The 19,013-nt window shown below is 42.3% G+C and carries 18 protein-coding genes; 6 read left to right on the top strand and 12 right to left on the bottom strand.

From position 1 onward, the window contains the following. Positions 1-36 precede the first annotated feature (36 nt). The 3 genes from minD to ACZ8ZH_RS03320 all read left to right on the top strand — a co-directional run bounded on the left by minD (position 37) and on the right by ACZ8ZH_RS03320 (position 1,531). Positions 37-849, top strand: a complete 813-nt coding sequence (gene minD, locus ACZ8ZH_RS03330) for a septum site-determining protein MinD (RefSeq protein WP_004694902.1) — start codon at positions 37-39, stop codon at positions 847-849. A gap of 2 nt (positions 850-851) precedes the next feature. Beyond that, positions 852-1,124, top strand: coding sequence for a cell division topological specificity factor MinE (gene minE, locus ACZ8ZH_RS03325; RefSeq protein ID WP_086208212.1), 273 nt, complete (start codon positions 852-854; stop codon positions 1,122-1,124). A gap of 119 nt (positions 1,125-1,243) precedes the next feature. Next, the gene (locus ACZ8ZH_RS03320; protein ID WP_004694907.1) at positions 1,244-1,531 is read left to right on the top strand and encodes a PA4642 family protein; all 288 of its coding nucleotides are present in this window, start codon (positions 1,244-1,246) and stop codon (positions 1,529-1,531) included. Positions 1,532-1,588: 57 nt separating this feature from the next. Here ACZ8ZH_RS03320 and ACZ8ZH_RS03315 read toward each other — a convergent pair whose 3' ends face one another. Both ACZ8ZH_RS03315 and ACZ8ZH_RS03310 read right to left on the bottom strand, forming a co-directional pair. Further along, entirely contained in the window at positions 1,589-2,494 is a 906-nt protein-coding gene (locus ACZ8ZH_RS03315; RefSeq protein WP_119064996.1) for an AEC family transporter, read from the bottom strand. A 56-nt stretch (positions 2,495-2,550) separates the two neighbouring features. After that, positions 2,551-5,634, bottom strand: coding sequence for a DNA translocase FtsK (locus tag ACZ8ZH_RS03310; protein WP_119064997.1), 3,084 nt, complete (start codon positions 5,632-5,634; stop codon positions 2,551-2,553). Positions 5,635-5,929: 295 nt separating this feature from the next. Between ACZ8ZH_RS03310 and trxB the strand changes: the two genes are divergently transcribed. The 3 genes from trxB to ACZ8ZH_RS03295 all read left to right on the top strand — a co-directional run bounded on the left by trxB (position 5,930) and on the right by ACZ8ZH_RS03295 (position 8,539). Beyond that, positions 5,930-6,883 (top strand): thioredoxin-disulfide reductase, encoded by a 954-nt coding sequence (trxB, locus tag ACZ8ZH_RS03305; protein WP_086208215.1) that lies wholly within the window; start codon positions 5,930-5,932, stop codon positions 6,881-6,883. Positions 6,884-6,970: 87 nt separating this feature from the next. Further along, positions 6,971-7,702, top strand: coding sequence for a leucyl/phenylalanyl-tRNA--protein transferase (aat, locus tag ACZ8ZH_RS03300; RefSeq protein WP_086208216.1), 732 nt, complete (start codon positions 6,971-6,973; stop codon positions 7,700-7,702). 21 nt (positions 7,703-7,723) lie between these two features. After that, positions 7,724-8,539: an arginyltransferase gene (locus ACZ8ZH_RS03295; protein WP_086208217.1), complete on the top strand. Its 816-nt coding sequence runs from the start codon at positions 7,724-7,726 to the stop codon at positions 8,537-8,539. A 26-nt stretch (positions 8,540-8,565) separates the two neighbouring features. On the opposite strand, the gene rimI is transcribed toward ACZ8ZH_RS03295, so the two are convergent. The 10 genes from rimI to ACZ8ZH_RS03245 all read right to left on the bottom strand — a co-directional run bounded on the left by rimI (position 8,566) and on the right by ACZ8ZH_RS03245 (position 18,945). Next, positions 8,566-9,024 carry a ribosomal protein S18-alanine N-acetyltransferase gene (gene rimI / locus ACZ8ZH_RS03290; protein WP_119064998.1) on the bottom strand — a complete coding sequence of 153 codons (459 nt, stop codon included), beginning with the start codon at positions 9,022-9,024 and terminating at the stop codon, positions 8,566-8,568. A 104-nt stretch (positions 9,025-9,128) separates the two neighbouring features. Further along, the gene (locus tag ACZ8ZH_RS03285) at positions 9,129-10,010 is read right to left on the bottom strand and encodes a metal-dependent hydrolase (protein WP_119064999.1); all 882 of its coding nucleotides are present in this window, start codon (positions 10,008-10,010) and stop codon (positions 9,129-9,131) included. A 238-nt stretch (positions 10,011-10,248) separates the two neighbouring features. After that, positions 10,249-10,479, bottom strand: a complete 231-nt coding sequence (locus ACZ8ZH_RS03280) for an alpha/beta fold hydrolase (protein ID WP_162900314.1) — start codon at positions 10,477-10,479, stop codon at positions 10,249-10,251. 101 nt (positions 10,480-10,580) lie between these two features. Next, entirely contained in the window at positions 10,581-10,886 is a 306-nt protein-coding gene (locus tag ACZ8ZH_RS03275) for a hypothetical protein (protein ID WP_119065001.1), read from the bottom strand. A gap of 52 nt (positions 10,887-10,938) precedes the next feature. Then, positions 10,939-12,423 carry a flavin-containing monooxygenase gene (locus ACZ8ZH_RS03270; RefSeq protein WP_470247845.1) on the bottom strand — a complete coding sequence of 495 codons (1,485 nt, stop codon included), beginning with the start codon at positions 12,421-12,423 and terminating at the stop codon, positions 10,939-10,941. Between the two features lie 339 nt (positions 12,424-12,762). Beyond that, positions 12,763-13,953, bottom strand: coding sequence for an elongation factor Tu (tuf, locus tag ACZ8ZH_RS03265; protein ID WP_004694925.1), 1,191 nt, complete (start codon positions 13,951-13,953; stop codon positions 12,763-12,765). Between the two features lie 93 nt (positions 13,954-14,046). Then, the gene (fusA, locus tag ACZ8ZH_RS03260; protein WP_086210752.1) at positions 14,047-16,182 is read right to left on the bottom strand and encodes an elongation factor G; all 2,136 of its coding nucleotides are present in this window, start codon (positions 16,180-16,182) and stop codon (positions 14,047-14,049) included. 131 nt (positions 16,183-16,313) lie between these two features. Then, the gene (gene rpsG / locus ACZ8ZH_RS03255; protein ID WP_004694929.1) at positions 16,314-16,784 is read right to left on the bottom strand and encodes a 30S ribosomal protein S7; all 471 of its coding nucleotides are present in this window, start codon (positions 16,782-16,784) and stop codon (positions 16,314-16,316) included. 177 nt (positions 16,785-16,961) lie between these two features. Further along, positions 16,962-17,336, bottom strand: a complete 375-nt coding sequence (rpsL, locus tag ACZ8ZH_RS03250; protein WP_470247844.1) for a 30S ribosomal protein S12 — start codon at positions 17,334-17,336, stop codon at positions 16,962-16,964. 154 nt (positions 17,337-17,490) lie between these two features. After that, positions 17,491-18,945, bottom strand: coding sequence for an EcsC family protein (locus ACZ8ZH_RS03245; protein ID WP_119064939.1), 1,455 nt, complete (start codon positions 18,943-18,945; stop codon positions 17,491-17,493). Positions 18,946-19,013: the final 68 nt, after the last annotated feature.

Genomic DNA, 19,013 nt, shown 5'->3' with positions numbered 1-19,013 from the left:
AATAAGGGGATTTAAACCATAACAGGAGTGGATTCGGTGGCGAAAATTGTTGTCGTAACATCAGGCAAAGGTGGCGTAGGCAAAACTACGACAAGTGCATCTTTTGCAACAGGTTTAGCCCTACGTGGTCACAAAACTGTTGTGATCGATTTTGACGTAGGTTTACGTAACCTTGATTTGATCATGGGTTGTGAACGCCGCGTTGTCTATGATTTTGTCAATGTCTTAAATAACGAAGCTCGATTACAACAAGCGCTTATCCGCGATAAAGATATCGAGAACTTATATATTTTACCTGCGTCGCAAACCCGTGATAAAGATGCCTTAACTGATGAAGGCGTAGCGCGTGTTATGGATGAGTTGTCACAAGAGTTTGACTATATTATTTGTGACTCACCCGCAGGGATCGAGCGTGGTGCGATTTTAGCAATGTACCATGCCGACGAAGCAATTATTGTGACAAACCCTGAAATTTCATCTGTACGTGACTCAGACCGTATTATTGGGATGCTCGATAGCAAAACCAAGAAAGTGGAAATGAACGAAGGTCGTATTCGTAAACACTTGTGTATCACACGTTTCAACCCTGAGCGCGCAGATAAACAAGAAATGTTAACTATTGACGACATTTCTAAAGATATTTTACGTGTGCCGACTTTGGGTGTTATTCCTGAATGTAAGAGCGTTTTACAAGCATCGAACGAAGGTAAACCAGTGATTCTCTTCACTGAAGAATCAGCAGGCCAAGCCTATGATGACCTTGTAGCGCGTTTCTTAGGTGAAGAACGTCCTTATCGTCACATTACCGTGAAGCCTAAAGGTTGGTTAGCACGATTATTTGGAGCGTAGACATGGCAGGATTTTGGAGTAAGCTTTTTAGTAATGATGAAAAACCGTCTAGTGCACAAACAGCAAAAGATCGTTTGAAAGTTATCGTAGCGTCTGAAAGTGGTTTAGGTAAACGTCTTAGCCAAGAAAAAATCGACCAAATGAAGAAAGAAATCATGCAAGTGGTGAATCGCTATGTTCGCGGTGTAGATGAACAGCACATTCAAATGGCTGTTCGTTCTGAAGCGAATATTGAAATGCTTGAAATGAATATCAATTTGCCTGAAGAACGTTAATCTGATTTTTGATTAGTCAAGCAAATTGAATCAAGGCAGAATATGCGCAGACACAAAAAAGTATTTTTTGTCTCCCATATTTTGCCTTTTTTAATGATTAAACCAGCAAGGAGATTGCTATGGCATTATCTCAGCCAGCAACGTTCAATGAAGAATGGTCAGATGAGCGTGTATTTGCCTATTTAACTCAGCTTCCTCCTGAAGGTGTGAATGGCGACTTTCATGTGTTGTACCATGCATTTAAACACATGCGCCCAAGTGATTATGAGCGTCTGCTCACCCAATTTAAAACGGATGGTCGCGATATTAACGCAACCAATCCAGAAGGTCAGCGCATTCATGACGTGATTGCCGCTTATCCACGTCAAGCGGCACCATTTTTAGAGGTCTTGGCTAAATTTGCCTAACTCTTCCAAAACAGCCATTTTAAAATGCCAGTTCAGCACAATGGAACTGGCATTTTTTTATACATGCAATAACCACATCCACAGTGGAAAAGTCAGACCAAAACAAATGGTTTGTAAACTAATCACAGCAGCCATGAGCTGACTGTCACCTTGGAAGTATTTAGTGAGGACATAGGCTGCTGATGCCGTTGGGAGCGAGAAGAATACCACTACAATCATGGTTTCAAATGAGGCTAAACCCATTAAACGACAGCCAAAATAAGCCAGAATCGGCACAAGGATTAAACGCCCGAAGGTATTTAAAATCAAAGCACGCCCAGCATGCCTCAACGCATTAAACTGTAATGCCGCACCAACACACAACAAACCAAGTGGAAGGCTCATTCCCGCCACCAGTTTTAAGGATTGACTAATGCTTTCAGCTAAGTGCATACCTGAGAAATTAAACATAATCCCCACGATACACGCCAAAATTAGTGGATTCTTCGCAACCGACCACGCAATGTTTTTATAAGACAGCCCCTGCCCTTGAGAAAAACTCAGTACCGACAGCACATTCACCAAAGGAATCACAAAGGCAATAATCATGGCAAAGACTTGCATCCCAGCAGCACCAAAAATCAGTGCCATACTGGTCAAGCCAATATAGGTATTGAAACGAATCTGGCTTTGTAAATACACACCAAACTGAGCGACAGGAAAGTGAAAGATTGCTTTAAGTATCCACAGAACTAAACTAATCAGCAAAGTCACTGCAAAAACAACCGCTAGCGGAGGCAGAACTTGTCCGATATCAAAATGAACTGTAGCTAAACTTGTAAAAAGTAGAACAGGAAATAGAATCCAATAGTTTAGCCTTTCAGCACCTTGCCAAAATTCCACCGTTAAAAAGCGATAACGCTTTAATACATATCCCATTGCGATCAGTACCACCAATGGAATTAATGCATCAATAATTTGCATGACTATGCCTAAACTGAATGATTAAGAAAAAGCCTGCTATCCGCAGGCTGACTTTTCTAAACTAAAATTTCTCGTTTACCGTTCGCACCTTGTGCGCTTACGATTCCGTTTTCTTCCATTTGGTCAACAATCCGTGCCGCACGGTTATAACCCAAACTAAATTTACGTTGTAGCGAAGATACCGAAACTTTGCGTGTTTCCAATACAAAGGACACACACTGATCATAAAGCGCATCACGGTTTGGATCACCATCACCATCTTCAAAGCCACGAGAACTTGGCTCTTCATCAAATGGCGTCAAAATTTCATCGACATAGTCTGGTGAGCCGCGTTCACGCCACGCATCACAAATGCGGTTCACTTCGTCATCGGCAATAAAGGCACCATGTACACGTTCAGGCTCAATTTTACCAGGCCCTAAAAACAACATATCACCATGACCGAGTAAGTCTTCTGCACCACCCGCATCCAAAATCGTACGTGAGTCAATTTTTGAGTTCACACGCAAAGCCACACGTGTTGGAATATTAGCTTTAATTAAACCTGTAATCACATCTACCGATGGACGCTGTGTTGCAAGCAATAAGTGAATCCCTGCGGCACGTGATTTTTGCGCCAAACGAGTAATCATTTCTTCTGCTTTTTTTCCGACCTGCATAATCATGTCAGCAAACTCATCGGCCACAATCACAATCGAAGGTAAGGGTTGTAAACGTGGTGCTCGCTCACCTGCAACAGAGTCGCTGGCTTTCCATGTCGGATCAATCAGGTCTTCACCATTAGCAATAGCCTCTTCCACCTTACGGTTGTAGTCTGCAAGCTTACGGATCTTTAAGAAAGACATCAGCTTATAACGACGTTCCATTTCATTCACACACCAATTCAAGGCACTGACCGCGTCTTTCATATCAGTCACAACTGGGGTAAGTAAATGTGGGATATCGTTATAGTTTGCAAGTTCTAACTGTTTTGGATCAATCAGAATCAGGCGCAGTTGCTCTGGCTTATATTTTAACAGCATCGACAAAATCATCGAGTTCACTGCAACGGACTTACCTGAACCTGTAGTTCCCGCAACTAACATATGCGGTGCTTTGCCCAAATCAGTAATCACAGGATTACCTGAAATGTCTTTACCCATTGCCATAGACAGTAAGCCAGCAGGATCTTCAAAGGCTGGGGTTTTTAACAATTCAATCAAACGCACCATTTCACGGCTGCTATTTGGCACTTCAATCCCAATATACGGTTTACCCGGAATAACTTCGACCACACGTACGGAAGCCATGGACATTGAACGTGCCAAATCTCGCGAGATATTGGTGACTTTAGAGGCTTTTACACCTGGAGCCAAATCTAACTCAAATCGAGTTACCACAGGTCCTGGTTGCGCCTCAACCACTTTAGCTTTGACATTAAATTCTTGTAGCTTAATTTCAAGCAATTCAGATAATCGGGCTAACTGTTCCGCGGTGAAATTGACTTTTTTATTCAGATCAACTTCATCGAGCAAATCTAACCCCGGGAGTGGTGATAAATCACGACGACGTTCGACCACTTGCATTGCCAAAGACATCGGACGACCAGAGGCATCCGTCAGTGGCGCATCAAAATCAAACTCGTCTTCATCCTGCGGTTTGCCTGCGGTATCTTGCCATGCTTCAATAAATGCTTCTTTAGATAAAACTTCTTTGACCGCAGCAGGTGTAGCATGAGTGCTCACCGTATTTTGATGTTGAATCGGGGCTTGGACAAAGGCTGAAGACTGAGCATAACTGCTAGTGGTGCGTACTTCAGGTGAAGCCTCTTTACGCTCTTCCCAGTCTTCAGCTAAGAAGTCATCAATATCATCCAATGTATCTAATGGGGCTATTTGTCCAGTCTGGATTGACCGTTGTGATGCTGCCTGAGTCACAGCAGTACTTATTGTTGCCACTGCAACAGGATCTTCAACGACATGTAAATGAGACACAGGTTCAGGCATATTGAATGGGCTATGAACATCCGTTGCTGTTTTGCCGTTAGGTACGGCAGCAAGCAACTCATCAAAGATTTCATCATCATCCCAATCGACATTTTTCTTCTGCGCAGGAGCATTGTCTTGGAAGTAATTTGGATCAGCAATGGGTGCTGTATGATCTTGCACCACTGCTTGAAAATGTTGTTCTGGGCTAAATGGGCGATCTTCTTCGGCAGCACGAAGTAAAGCATCAATATCATTTTTATGACGTTGATCCTCACCTGAGTTTAATGCGCGCCAAACCTCACCTGTCGCCACGACACGTTGGCTGTCTTGTTCTAATTGATGTGCTTTTTTAAGGGTTCGCTCAAGCTCTGCCTCATCATCAGCATCAAGTACTTGTTCTTGGACACGGTGTTCTTTCGCAACCATATCATTAAACAAATGCTCTGCTGAATAGTCGCGCTGAGGTGCTTTCACCGATGCCTCTTGCACAGCTGGCGCATCTGCCAATTCCGTTGCATCAATACCCTTTTTCGGTGCTGTTGCAATCACTTCTTTTTTTACACTTGGCGTCGTCCGATCAAAGGCAGACTCGCTTTCAGGCACGTTACGATAAAATAGATCTTGTAAATAAGCTGGGGTTGCCTTAAGTGTAGCGAAAGTACGATTCCACTTGATACCAAAAGCCAAGGTTAGCAAAACTAAAGTAAAAACAACCAAAAATAAAGTTGCACCATAAATACTTAAAATTTGCGACAAACTTTGTCCAAGTTCGTAGCCAATAATCCCGCCTGAGGCATTATCCAAAGTATCTGCGGGAACTTGCCAAAACAAGAACAGTAAGCTGGCCGTTGCAAGCAAAATAAAAAACTGGGCAGCATAACGAAATGGGCGGTTTAAAAAGCTATGTGGCCACCACACTTGAATGGCTTCAATAAACAAAAACACAGGAATAAGTAAACTTGCCCACCCCAAAAAGCCGAACAACAAATCAGCAATCCATGCCCCTGCAACACCACTGGCATTCGAAACTTGTAAGGTATCACTTGATATATGCATCCAGCCCGGATCAAATGGGGTATAGGTCACGGTAGCAAGGAACAAATAAATGCCAAACGAGACTAAAAATAATGTCATTAATAAGCGCTGTGCATAAGCACCCGACACCTCAGTCATATACTGTCCTGTAACAAATTCTTCATTAATGTTTTTGTTCGAAACCTAAAGCAAAAGTTTCACAATAAACGTCATATTATGCACCTCTTCTCTATAAAAAGATGCACTATTCTTAAATGCTTTATGTATAGCGAGTAGATGATTTATCCACTTTTACCCGCTCTACACCGCATATTTCTTCTATATAGCTCAAAACGATTTATATGATCAATAATATCGACATTGAACACACACAACTGTTATAGAGTTTCACGTATAATTCCACAAATTTCTAAATAAAAAAAGGATTCTACGTATGAGCGCTCGTCACTCACGTTTGATTATTCTCGGTTCAGGCCCTGCAGGTTACAGCGCTGCGGTATATGCTGCTCGTGCCAACTTAAAGCCTACATTGATTGCAGGTATCCAACTCGGTGGTCAGCTCACCACAACGACTGAAGTGGATAACTGGCCGGGTGACCCTGAAGGCTTAACAGGCCCTGCACTCATGGAACGTATGCAAGCACATGCGGAACGTTTTGGTACTGAAATCATCTACGATCATATCAATGAAGTCGATCTTTCTGTACGTCCATTCGTCCTTAAAGGTGATATGGATGAGTTCACTTGTGATGCACTGATTATTGCCACAGGTGCGACCGCTCAGTACCTAGGTCTTGAATCTGAAGCTGCTTTTATGGGCCAAGGCGTGAGCGCATGTGCAACCTGTGATGGTTTCTTCTACAAAAACCAAAAAGTCATGGTTGTGGGTGGAGGCAATACTGCCGTCGAAGAGGCGCTGTATTTGTCTAACATTGCATCGCATGTGACTTTGGTTCACCGTCGTGATTCATTGCGTTCTGAAAAAATCCTTCAAGATCATTTATTTGAAAAAGAAAAAGAAGGAAAAATCAGCATCATTTGGAATCACCAAGTCGATGAAGTGTTAGGTGACAACACGGGCGTAACCGCAGTTCGCTTAAAATCAACTCAAGACGAATCTACCCAAAACATTGATGTACAAGGTTTATTTGTTGCAATTGGTCATAAACCAAACAGTTCAATGTTTGATGGTCAATTGAACTTACGTGATGGCTATATCCAAGTTCAAAGCGGTACATCTGGTAATGCCACCGCTGCTTCTGTCGCAGGTGTATTCGCAGCAGGTGATATTGCAGATAGTGTTTATCGTCAAGCAATCACTTCAGCAGGTTCAGGCTGTATGGCTGCACTAGATGCGGAAAAATATTTGGATGCTTTAGGCGAATAATCTAAGCCTTTAAAAAAGACCGCCCACAATGGGCGGTTTTTTTATGTATGATCTAAGGGTCATTTTTTATCATGTTTCGACTTTACTATGCAGCAGTTACCGCCTTCTGAGTATATCTTTCCCGATCCGCTTGAAGTTGACCCCGAGGGTGAAGGCTTAATTTGTATCGGTGCAGACCTCTCCCCGTCTACCCTGTTTGAGGCTTATAGCCATGGTCTCTTTCCATGGTTCTCCGCAGGTGAACCCATTTGCTGGTGGAGCCCTGAACCACGTTGCATCATCCGACCGCAGGATTATCAGCCCAGTAAAACCCTACTTCGTAGCATGAAAAAGCAAGATTATCGCATCACCATCAATCAAGCTTTTGAACGGGTGATCCGTGCCTGCTCACTGCCACGTAGCTATGCCAATGACACATGGATCAGTGAAGATATTATTGAGGGTTATTGTGACATGTTTGATGCAGGCTATGGCTATAGTGTCGAGGTTTGGGATCAAACACGCTTAGTCGGAGGGCTTTATGGTGTCAGCATCGGCAAAGGTTGTTTTGGGGAGTCGATGTTCAGTACCGAAACAGATGTTTCAAAAATGGCATTTTATACACTGATGTTGATTGGACGTGAAAATGAACTACCTTGGATCGACTGCCAATTGGTCAATGATCATCTGTTGAGCCTCGGTGCTTGTACACTTTCTCGGCAAACCTACTTAAAATCGTTACAAGATGTTGTAAATCAACCTGCTATTGATTGGAAAATATATCAGGAGGGTGTATTTTCAAGTAAAACAATAGCGCAGAATGCGCGACTGATTGAATAAAGAATAATAGAGGGATTTACTATGAATTCGTATCACCCGAAGTCCCTACTGAATGATTTACAGTATTACATTACCCCACCGCATGACTGTAGCTATCTAGAAAAAAAGTCAGCTCGGATGGTGTTCCTCGATCCAGCACATCGTATTGATGTGGTTACACTGTCCGAACTTTCTCGTGTCGGTTTCCGTCGCAGTGGAGATTTTGTCTACCGCCCAGAGTGTCATCTGTGTCGACAGTGTTTGTCTAGCCGTGTACCTGTACGCGAATTTAAAATGAACAGCAGTCAAAAAAAGGCATGGAAACGCAACCAAGATCTTACTTTAAAGATTACTCGCACGGCAGATGCCACTAAAAAGCATTATGACTTATATGAGCGTTATATCTTTAAACGCCATGCCGATGGAGATATGTTCCCACCTAGTCGTGACCAATTTGATAAATTTCTCGTGCACAGTTGTACTGATAGCTTTTTCCTAGAACTATGGAAAGAAGACCGTCTCATCTGTGTTTCGACTTGTGACCCTTTAGATGATGGCTTGTCTGCGGTCTACACGTTTTTTGACCCCGATGAAAGCAAACGCTCACTGGGGGCTTTTGCCATCTTAAAACAAATTGAGCTTGCTAAAGCACGTGCTTTACAGTTTGTGTACTTGGGTTACTGGGTACCACACTCAGAAAAAATGAACTACAAATCGCAATATTTGCCTTTAGAGCTACTCATTGATGGCCAATGGCGTCGACTCAACCACAGTCTCAGTACAGAAGAAGTCGAGCAATTGGGAAACTCATTAATGACCACCCTGCCTTCAGGCTGGAATAATGCCATTATTAAATAGTCATCGTATTCAATTCAACTTTTCGATTATTTAAACAGTTCGGCAAAGTCATCACTGCACGATTTCACCATAATAATGGCATGCTCACGAGTCCCATCGGGTTTAGGATAATAATTTTTCCGCAGATCAATCTGATGAAAGCCCGACTTTTCATACAATGCAATGGCCGCCTGATTGCTCTCACGGACTTCTAAAAAGACTTGCAGTGGGTTGTTTTTGAGTTGTGCCAATGAAGCATCGAGCAGTTGATAACCCAGCCCTTTGCCTTGCTGACTCGGATGAATAGCCATCAATAGTAAATTGGCTTCATCAAGTACAGGTTGCAGGATACAAAATCCGACCACCTGCCCCGCCTGTTCAATCACGGTACTCTGATAAGACTGGATTGACTCTTGAAACTGTTGCAAGCTCCAAGGATGGGTTTGAACTAAACGCTCAATCTGAACGACTTGATCTAAGTCCGCAGTGTGCATTAAACGAATCATCTTCGTTTATCTTTCTAAAATAAGGATGCAGCATTATAAAAAATTTGTAGCTAAAATCGAATACAAAAATGAGCGATTTATATCGCTCAAAGTGTCAATACAACTTAAAAACCTAACTTTGCTTTCCACTTTTCCAGTAAAGCATCGGTATCGTGGTCATTGGGGTGAAAACCGGGTTTGAAATACATCATCATTTCACGCCCCATCCCCGTTATAATGCCTTTCGATGGGCTATATCCATAGGTATAAATATCTTTTAATGCCGCCATGTTCAACAGTTTGTCTTGTCGCAATAACCGAAATACGAAATACGACTGTACAAGGAACAGAATTGCCATTGCTGCAACCAAAGAACTGGTTCTTAAAAGATATGCTTTTAAGCCTTTACCAAAAACGCCTTCAAAAACATCATAAGCCACTGCTTTATGTTCATTTTCTTCAATCGCATGCCATAACCACATGGTTTTCATGGTTTCATCTGTCATAAGTTCTTGGATGTGTTTATTGACCAACAGTTGAGAGGCAATCGTTGCAGTAAAATGCTCTAACGCTGTAGTTGCGGTTAAATCGACCATTTCTTGAGTGATGCCCACAGGTTTACCTAAAAAAGCAAATACTTTACGCGTGGTCTGAATCGCACGATCAGTATAGCGATCAAGGGTTGCCACATCATGTCCATATTTTTGTGCTGATGCGTTAAAGCCTTCATGCTCTTGCGTATGCATCGCTTCTTGACCAATAAACGCTGAAATTTCCTTTTGCAGTTCAGCATTGTCTTTGATTGCTGGATGCTGGCGTACGGCACGGACACTGTCGATAAAAAACATCTCACCTGCCGGAAAGAGTGCCGATAACGCTGTCATAAAATGGGTCAGCCCTGCCGAACCATTCATCCAATATTCAGGCACATTTTCAAACTCAAAGTTCATTCGACGCACAGGGAAACTCGCACCTGCGCGATTGGTAATTTTTACCTTAGCATTCATCTTTCGGCTCCTATGAACATCCGATAAAGATATTCAATCCTTATATTTATTCTGTCTTTTTATCTTACGTGATTAGGCTCTGCCCATAAGTGCAGTTAAGGTCAGCAAAATATCAGTTTAGGACAGTTTTAGAGCTAAGTTGTTAGACAATCTACCCCACACCCAGATCCACCTAAAGATAGAAAGTTAGTACAAACAAAGATGATGAGCATAAAAATAAGGCACTAGGCCTCATTTTTTATGCTGCTACATGCACCAAATGCACGGGAACTTTTTCCTTTAAAAAGCCGATTTGCAAAGCAATATTCTTTTCAAAAACTTCACCTGAGCAAAGTTCAAAATGATTACTTTGCAGCATGTAATAGCGTGCATTTGGCATTTTATGGACCGCCGCACGTATTGCTGTTTCTGGAATGACTGTATCGTTTTGCCCTGAAATCACCAAACTTGGCATATTCAATTTATGCACGGAACGAATCGGGTTATATAATGGTACCTCTAAGAAGATACGGGCCCGAGTTTTGTTTTCCCCCAGTTCGCATTCTCGGGAAGTTGCGACAGATAACCCTCTCAGGCATCTGCTGTGGTCATGGCCGCATCATCCTGCACATGCCCAACAATTGGACGATAAACGGGTTTATCGAGCAAGCCACCCATCAAGTCACAAAGACCAGCAACACTCAAACGGGCCAATTTTGCCAGTGGAACACCTTTCAAACTGGATAAACCACTGACAAGCGCTGCTTGAAGTAATACTGCACAAATTTCTGGATGATTGGCTGCAGTTTGAATCGCATGCCCACCCGAGAAAGAATACCCCCACCACTCATAAAACTTAATTGTTTTATATTCATGCCCATATTCCCTTTTCGGCAATTAATTTTGGCGCATGTCTTCATCTACAGCATACGCCAAAGCCTTCCCCAACTTATGCTGCCTTCACTTTTCCTTTAGGCTTCTCTAAAACAACTGACCAAACCAGATTCGGACTATCAACGGATTGGTTAAACATTTCTGTATCTTTTTCAAGATTATGCCTAACAAACCATTCAGAAGACTTTCCTTGACGCGGCAAGACCCAATCCCCTCGTTGTACATAACCCGATTGCATGCCATATACGATACTATGCTCTGTCTTCTCATTAATTGGTGCAACCGCTTTAACAGCAGCCATTTGACGAACATCCAATTCATTGATTAAGCGACAAATATAATCACACGCTAAATCAATTTTGAGTGTCCAAGGCGCATTGGTATAACCAAATAAGTACGCAAAATTAGGAACATCCTGAATTAATGTTCCTTTATAACTCATTTTTTCATTCGGTTTAATCTGCTCTTTATCGACCGAAATTTGAATCCCCCCAAGCATCTGCAACTCAAGGCCTGTCGCACTTACAATAATATCTGCATCAAGCATTTCACCTGATTTCAACAAAATACCTTTTTCGGTAAAACACTCAATATGATCTGTTACAACAGAAGCTTTACCTTCGCGAATTACAGCAAATAAATCATTATCTGGAATAGCACAAAGACGCTCATCCCAAGGCATATATTTCGGTGTGAAGTGGGACATATCATAGTGCTCACCCAACGCTTTTTGCGCATTTGACAGCAAGAATGAGCGCATTTTATTTGGGAAACGACGTGATAATTTATAAATACCACGCTGCATAAAAATATTACGCTTACGGAAAATTTTATACACCAACTCTTCAGATAAAACTTTTCGGCAGGCATCAACCAATTTGTCGGTATTTGGCACATTAATCACATAACTTGGAGAACGCTGCAACATCGTGATATGCGCCGTCTCATTTGCCATCGCAGGAATTAAGGTCACCGCAGTTGCGCCACTGCCAATCACCACCACACGTTTGTTTTTATAATCTAAGTTTTCTGGCCAGTGTTGCGGATGCACAAATTGCCCTTTAAAATTTTCCAAACCTTGATACTTTGGCGTATAACCTTGATCATGGTTATAATAACCTGTAGCGGTGATCAGATAATTACAACCAAATTGACATACTTCGCCCGTTGCCTCATCTATCGCATCTACCGTCCAACGATTGGTTCGAGTGGAAAAATTTGCTGAGTTAATTTTAATACCGTACTGAATTTTCTGATCAATACCAAATTTTTCAGCAGTGTCTTTTAAATAGCTTTTTATGGACTCTCCAGCAGCTAAAACTTGATTACTATTCCAAGGGCTGAACTTAAAGCCAAAACTAATCACATCTGAGTCAGAGCGAATTCCAGGATAACGAAAAAGATCCCACGTCCCGCCTAAAGCCTGACGACGTTCTAAAATAGTAAATGATTTGTGCGGGCTTTGTTGAGTTAATTGGCATCCCATACCAATACCCGAAAGCCCTGCTCCGATGATGACGACATCATATTCCTTTTGCATTTTGCATCTCCTTGTCGCTTTTGTATTTTTCTTCCATTTATACTAATTCTTATGAAAATTAAAACTTGACATAATGAGACAGATATTTAACTCTAGGAGACAGGCTTAATAAGGGATAAGAATTGAATTTACACCTTCTTTACAGCACATAAGCAACTAATTTATATTATTTTTATTAAAAACAATCGTAAAACAAAACCATCTTATTACTAAATAAGTTTCATAAAAGCTTATCAATATTGCACTGCTGCAATAACTAACAACCCAACAAACAAAACATCTAACTAGACGCCATAAAAAAAGCGCCCCAAAGGGGCGCTTTTTCACACAATCAGATGATTATGCAGTTACTTTAGCAACTACACCAGCACCAACTGTACGACCACCTTCACGGATCGCAAAACGTAGACCTGGGTCCATTGCGATCGGGTGGATTAATTCTACTGACATCTCAACGTTGTCACCAGGCATTACCATTTCTACGCCATCTTGTAGTTTGATCGCGCCAGTTACGTCAGTTGTACGGAAGTAGAACTGTGGACGGTAACCGTTAAGGAATGGAGTGTGACGACCACCTTCTTCTTTAGAAAGTACGTATACTTCTGCATCGAATTTAGTGTGCGGCTTGATTGTACCTGGTTTAGCAAGTACTTGACCACGTTGTACGTCTTCACGCTTAGTACCACGTAGAAGAACACCACAGTTCTCGCCCGCACGGCCTTCGTCTAGAAGTTTACGGAACATTTCTACGCCAGTAACTGTTGTTACTTGTGTATCACGGATACCAACGATTTCAACTGATTCGCCTACTTTCACAATACCAGTTTCTACACGACCAGTTACTACTGTACCACGACCAGAAATTGAGAATACGTCTTCGATTGGCATTAAGAATGCTTGGTCGATTGCACGTACTGGCTCTGGAATGTAAGTGTCAAGCGCATCAACAAGCGCAACAACTGCTTCTTCGCCATACTGACCAGCGTCACCATTAAGTGCAAGAAGCGCTGAACCACGGATAACTGGAGTGTCATCACCTGGGAAGTCATAAGTAGAAAGAAGTTCACGAACTTCCATTTCTACTAATTCAAGAAGTTCTTCATCATCAACAAGGTCACACTTGTTAAGGAATACAAGAATGTAAGGTACACCAACCTGACGAGAAAGAAGGATGTGTTCACGAGTCTGTGGCATTGGACCATCAGTCGCAGCACATACAAGGATCGCGCCGTCCATCTGAGCAGCACCAGTAATCATGTTTTTAACATAATCGGCGTGGCCCGGGCAGTCTACGTGTGCGTAGTGACGAGTTGGTGAATCGTATTCTACGTGTGAAGTATTAATTGTAATACCACGTGCTTTTTCTTCTGGTGCAGAGTCAATTGCAGCGTAGTCTTTCGCTTCACCACCGAATTTCTTCGCACATACAGTTGCAATTGCAGCTGTTAAAGTTGTTTTACCATGGTCAACGTGACCGATTGTGCCCACGTTAACGTGTGGCTTATTACGTTCAAACTTAGCCTTAGCCATGAGATCTTCCTTTTTAAACTACTCATGCAGGATCACTGCATGAGCACTTGGTTTTTAACTATGAATTAGTTTGGGCTTATAGTAATCGAAAGATTACTCGTCGTCACCTTTTTTACCGCCAGACTGGAATTTAGAAATGATGCCTTCAGCCACGTTACGTGGAGTTTCAGCATATTTAGCAAATTCCATAGAGTATGTTGCACGGCCTTGAGACATAGAACGCATTTGAGTCGCGTAACCAAACATCTCTGCAAGTGGAACCTCAGCTTTAATTGCTTTAGTACCGCCAGGCAAGTCATCCATACCTTGAACCATACCACGACGACGGTTTAAGTCACCCATGATATCGCCCATGTAGTCTTCTGGAGTTTCTACTTCAACTTTCATGATCGGCTCAAGCAAGATAGGATCTGCTTTCATGAAACCGTCACGGAATGCGTAAGAACCTGCCATTTTGAACGATAATTCGTCCGAATCGACATCGTGGTAAGAACCGTCAAATAATGTAGCTTTAATGCCAACAACTGGGTAACCAGCAAGGACACCATTCTTCATACGCTCTTGGATACCTTTATCCACAGCACCGAAGAATTCTTTAGGAACTACACCACCAACAACTTCTTCAGCGAACTCGTAGTCTTTACCAGCATCAGGATCCATTGGCTCTAAACGTACGTATACGTGACCGAATTTACCTTTACCACCAGTTTGACGTACGAATTTACCTTCTTGTTCAACTGACTTTTTAATCGTTTCACGGTAAGAAACCATTGGTTTACCAATGTTTGCTTCAACACCGAATTCACGTTTCATACGGTCAACAATGATGTCAAGGTGAAGCTCACCCATACCAGCAATAATTGTTTGACCTGACTCTTCGTCAGTACGAACGCGGAATGATGGATCTTCCTTAGCCAAACGACCTAAAGCAATTGACATTTTTTCTTGGTCAGCTTTAGTTTTTGGTTCAACAGCCAATGCAATTACTGGCTCTGGGAATTCCATACGCTCAAGTGTGATGACATTTTTCTCATCACAAAGTGTATCACCCGTAGTTACGTCTTTAAGACCTACACACGCAGCGATATCACCTGCACGAATTTCTTCAACGTCTTGACGATCGTTCGCGTGCATTTGCACGATACGGCCGATACGTTCACGTTTAGATTTAACTGGGTTGTAAACAGAATCACCTTGTTTAAGAACACCAGAGTAAACACGTACGAAAGTTAAGTTACCTACGAATTTGTCGTTCATGATTTTGAACGCAAGTGCAGAGAACGGAGCTTCGTCAGATGCTTCACGAATCGCTTTAGTTTCAGCTTTGTCGTCAAGTACACCTTCAATCGCTTTAACTTCTGTAGGTGATGGTAAGAATTCAATTACTGCGTCCAACATACGTTGAACACCTTTGTTTTTGAACGCTGTACCACAAAGCATTGGTTGAATTTGACAAGCCAAAGTTTGAACACGTAGACCATTAACGATGTCTTCTTTAGAAAGATCACCTTCTTCTAGGTACTTGTCCATTAGCTCTTCAGAAGCTTCAGCAGCAGCTTCAACCATGTTTGTACGCCATTCTTCAGCAGAAGCTAGAAGTTCAGCTGGAATTTCACCGTACTCAAACTTCATACCTTGTGAAGCTTCATCCCAAATGATCGCTTTCATTTCGATCAAGTCGATTACGCCTTGGAAGTTTTCTTCAGCGCCAACAGGAATCACTACAGGTACTGGAGACGCGCCTAAACGAGTCTTCATTTGTTCAACAACACGGAAGAAGTTTGCACCTGTACGGTCCATCTTGTTCACGAATGCTAAACGAGGTACTTGGTATTTGTTTGCTTGACGCCATACAGTTTCAGACTGAGGTTGTACACCACCTACAGCACAGTAAACCATACATGCACCATCAAGAACACGCATAGAACGCTCAACTTCAATTGTGAAGTCAACGTGTCCCGGTGTATCAATTACGTTGATACGGTGTTCAGGGAATTGCTTAGACATACCTGACCAGAATGTAGTCGTAGCAGCAGAAGTAATGGTAATACCACGTTCTTGCTCTTGCTCCATCCAGTCCATTGTTGCTGCACCATCGTGTACTTCACCAATTTTGTGAGATACACCTGTGTAGAACAAAATACGTTCTGTAGTTGTGGTTTTACCAGCATCAATGTGCGCAGAAATACCAATGTTACGATAACGAGAAATTGGGGTTTGACGAGCCATGATTTCTTGCATTCCTAAATTTTGTTGTTTAAAACAGGACGCTTTAAGCTGGCAGACAGCTTAAAGCGATTCGATGACAGTTTGGCGTAAACCAAGCTGTCACCCTCCTGAATAGGGGCTGTTTTAGTCGCTTAGAAGCGGTAGTGAGAGAATGCTTTGTTGGCTTCAGCCATACGATGCACGTCATCACGTTTTTTAACCGCTGCGCCTTTACCTTCAGCTGCATCAAGCAACTCACCAGCAAGACGTAAAGCCATAGTTTTTTCAGAACGCTTAGCAGCAGCATCTACTAACCAACGCATAGCTAGAGCAGTACGACGGGATGGGCGTACTTCCATAGGTACTTGATAAGTAGCACCACCAACACGGCGTGCTTTTACTTCAACCATAGGACGAACTTTTTCAAGAGTAGTCTCGAAAAACTCAACTGGGTCTACTTTGTTTTTTTCTTGAACGCGGTCTAAAGCACCGTAAACGATACTTTCAGCAATAGATTTTTTACCATCTTGCATTACGTGGTTCATGAATTTAGCGATTGTTTGGCTGCTGAACTTAGGATCCGGAAGGATTTCACGAGCAGCAACTACGCGACGTCTTGGCATTTTAAACTACCTATATATATGACACTTCAGGTTAATCCAGCCGTAGCACAAAGTGTCATGTGCTTTCGCTGGCCTTACTACACGTCGCTTGAATTTCACAAAATTAATGCAGAAATCAGACAAGCGAGACGATAAAGGATTGCAGTTCTAGCGAACTAAGAAGTTAATCTCGAAAGATTATTTCTTAGGACGTTTAGTACCGTATTTAGAACGAGACTGGTTACGATCTTTAACACCAGCACAGTCTAAAGAACCACGAACGGTATGGTAACGTACACCTGGTAAGTCTTTAACACGACCACCACGGATAAGAACAACACTGTGCTCTTGTAGGTTATGGCCTTCACCACCGATGTAGCTAGAAACTTCGAAACCAGAAGTTAAACGCACACGGCAAACTTTACGCATTGCTGAGTTCGGTTTTTTAGGTGTAGTTGTGTAAACACGTGTATAAACACCACGACGTTGTGGACAAGCCTTCAACGCAGGAACTTTAGATTTTTCAACTAAAGTCGTACGACCCTTACGGATCAACTGATTTGTTGTTGCCATTTGGCAATTCTCCCGTTAATAAAAAACCCAAAAAAAGACGACTTTTTGAGGGCATGCAATTGTAAGCTAAGACGCAAAAATGGTCAACATTTCAAACTACATGTAATGCTGACTACATCAGGACTTTTACAAATTTTCATCTATTTTAAGTAGTTTATTTTTTACTTGGCGCATTTCGTCTTTTTGTAACCTTTTTTTCAGTCGGCTCTACAGTAGGCTTCGCAGCAACTTTTGAAGCCGTATTGGGTTCATTTTGTACAAAAGACGCATTATTGTTTTGTACGGTTTCTTCAACCTCATCCATAGGATATAAATCTGCAAGATCTTCTTCGACTTGCAGGGCTGGCTGTTGCGGTGCAACAGCATCATGGGGTTCAACCATTTGATCTGCAAGCTGCTCTAGGCCTTGTTGAACGAGATCATCGGTTGGTGTTTGTGTGCCTTTGTCTGACTTCTTCTGAACTTTCACTTTAGCAATATTTTGATGACCATCCAATGCGATTTCAGTGCCCATATTTAAGCTCTCTGTTTCCGCATCTGTTGCACTGCGTTGAGTAAGCAGTCGCGGCGATGCTTTAACTAAAAGCTCAAGTGAACGCTCATAAGCGGTCAAGGCACTTAGGCTATTGTCTTTTTGCTGAATGATATACTGGCGAGCTTGTGAAAAAATCAACTGCGCCTTTTGATGTGCATCATCCACTAAGCGCCAACTATAAGCGGCACTCACACTAGCACTGGCAATGGGTGAGAGCTTTGCTAGTTTATTGAGTAAGGATAGATTAGCAAGCGACTGCCCCCATTTCAGTTGACCATCGGCATTGGTCAACCATTTCTTCAAAGCTTCTGCATCATTGCTCGATCCCAACAACTGTTGTAACTGAGAAACATCATGGGTTTGCAAGGTACTCGAAATCGCTTTAATCGCCATCAATAAAGTTTGCTTTTCGGCAATTAAACCCAAATCAATTTGCTTAAAAATAAACTGTACGATGTCCTGATCAGACTCTTTATTTAAGTCAAAACCGTAAGAGCGCCCTACTTGATAGATCATTCGCAATGACATGACCAAAGAAGCAGGCACATCCACGGTTGAACCCACTAGACCTGTTGCCCCTGTCAATGCCCCCTGAACAATGGCAATGATCTTATTTTGTTCCGATAATGCCTGACTAATCCGCTTAGAACGGTCAACATCTTGAGTTAACATTTCAAGATCACGCACACCCGCTTCATCTAAAACAGCATCGACAGAACACATATTCGAACTAAATTGATTGAGCTGACCAAATAGATAATCAGCCGCTTTATCGGAAAGTTGCGGAGAAACAAAACTCGCCATACGGTTTGCTTTCGCATAATGTCGGCCTAATAACTGACGTGATACCGTCGGCAGGTGCTCACGTAAAACATGTTGCGGGCGCTCATAAGTTTTACTTTTTGATTTTGTTTTTGGAGTCGTGGCATCTCCTGTTGGGCTATTTGTCAGTGTTGACACCGCGTCTGGAGCCACTTGGTTTAAGAGATTTAAACCTGTATGACTGAGCTTTTTAGCCACTCCAAAGGCATTTGAAAAGAAACCACTGCGCTGTTTATTGTTTGAATCCGCCATTCCTTACCTCGTGCTTTATAATCTTTCATTTCTAGCTAAATACTAGGTGTAGTACGCATTTATCTCAA

Source organism: Acinetobacter sp. SW-226, assembly GCF_055632855.1.
The sequence above is the reverse complement of the archived record's forward strand: the minus strand, read 5'-3'. Positions and strand labels throughout refer to the sequence as shown.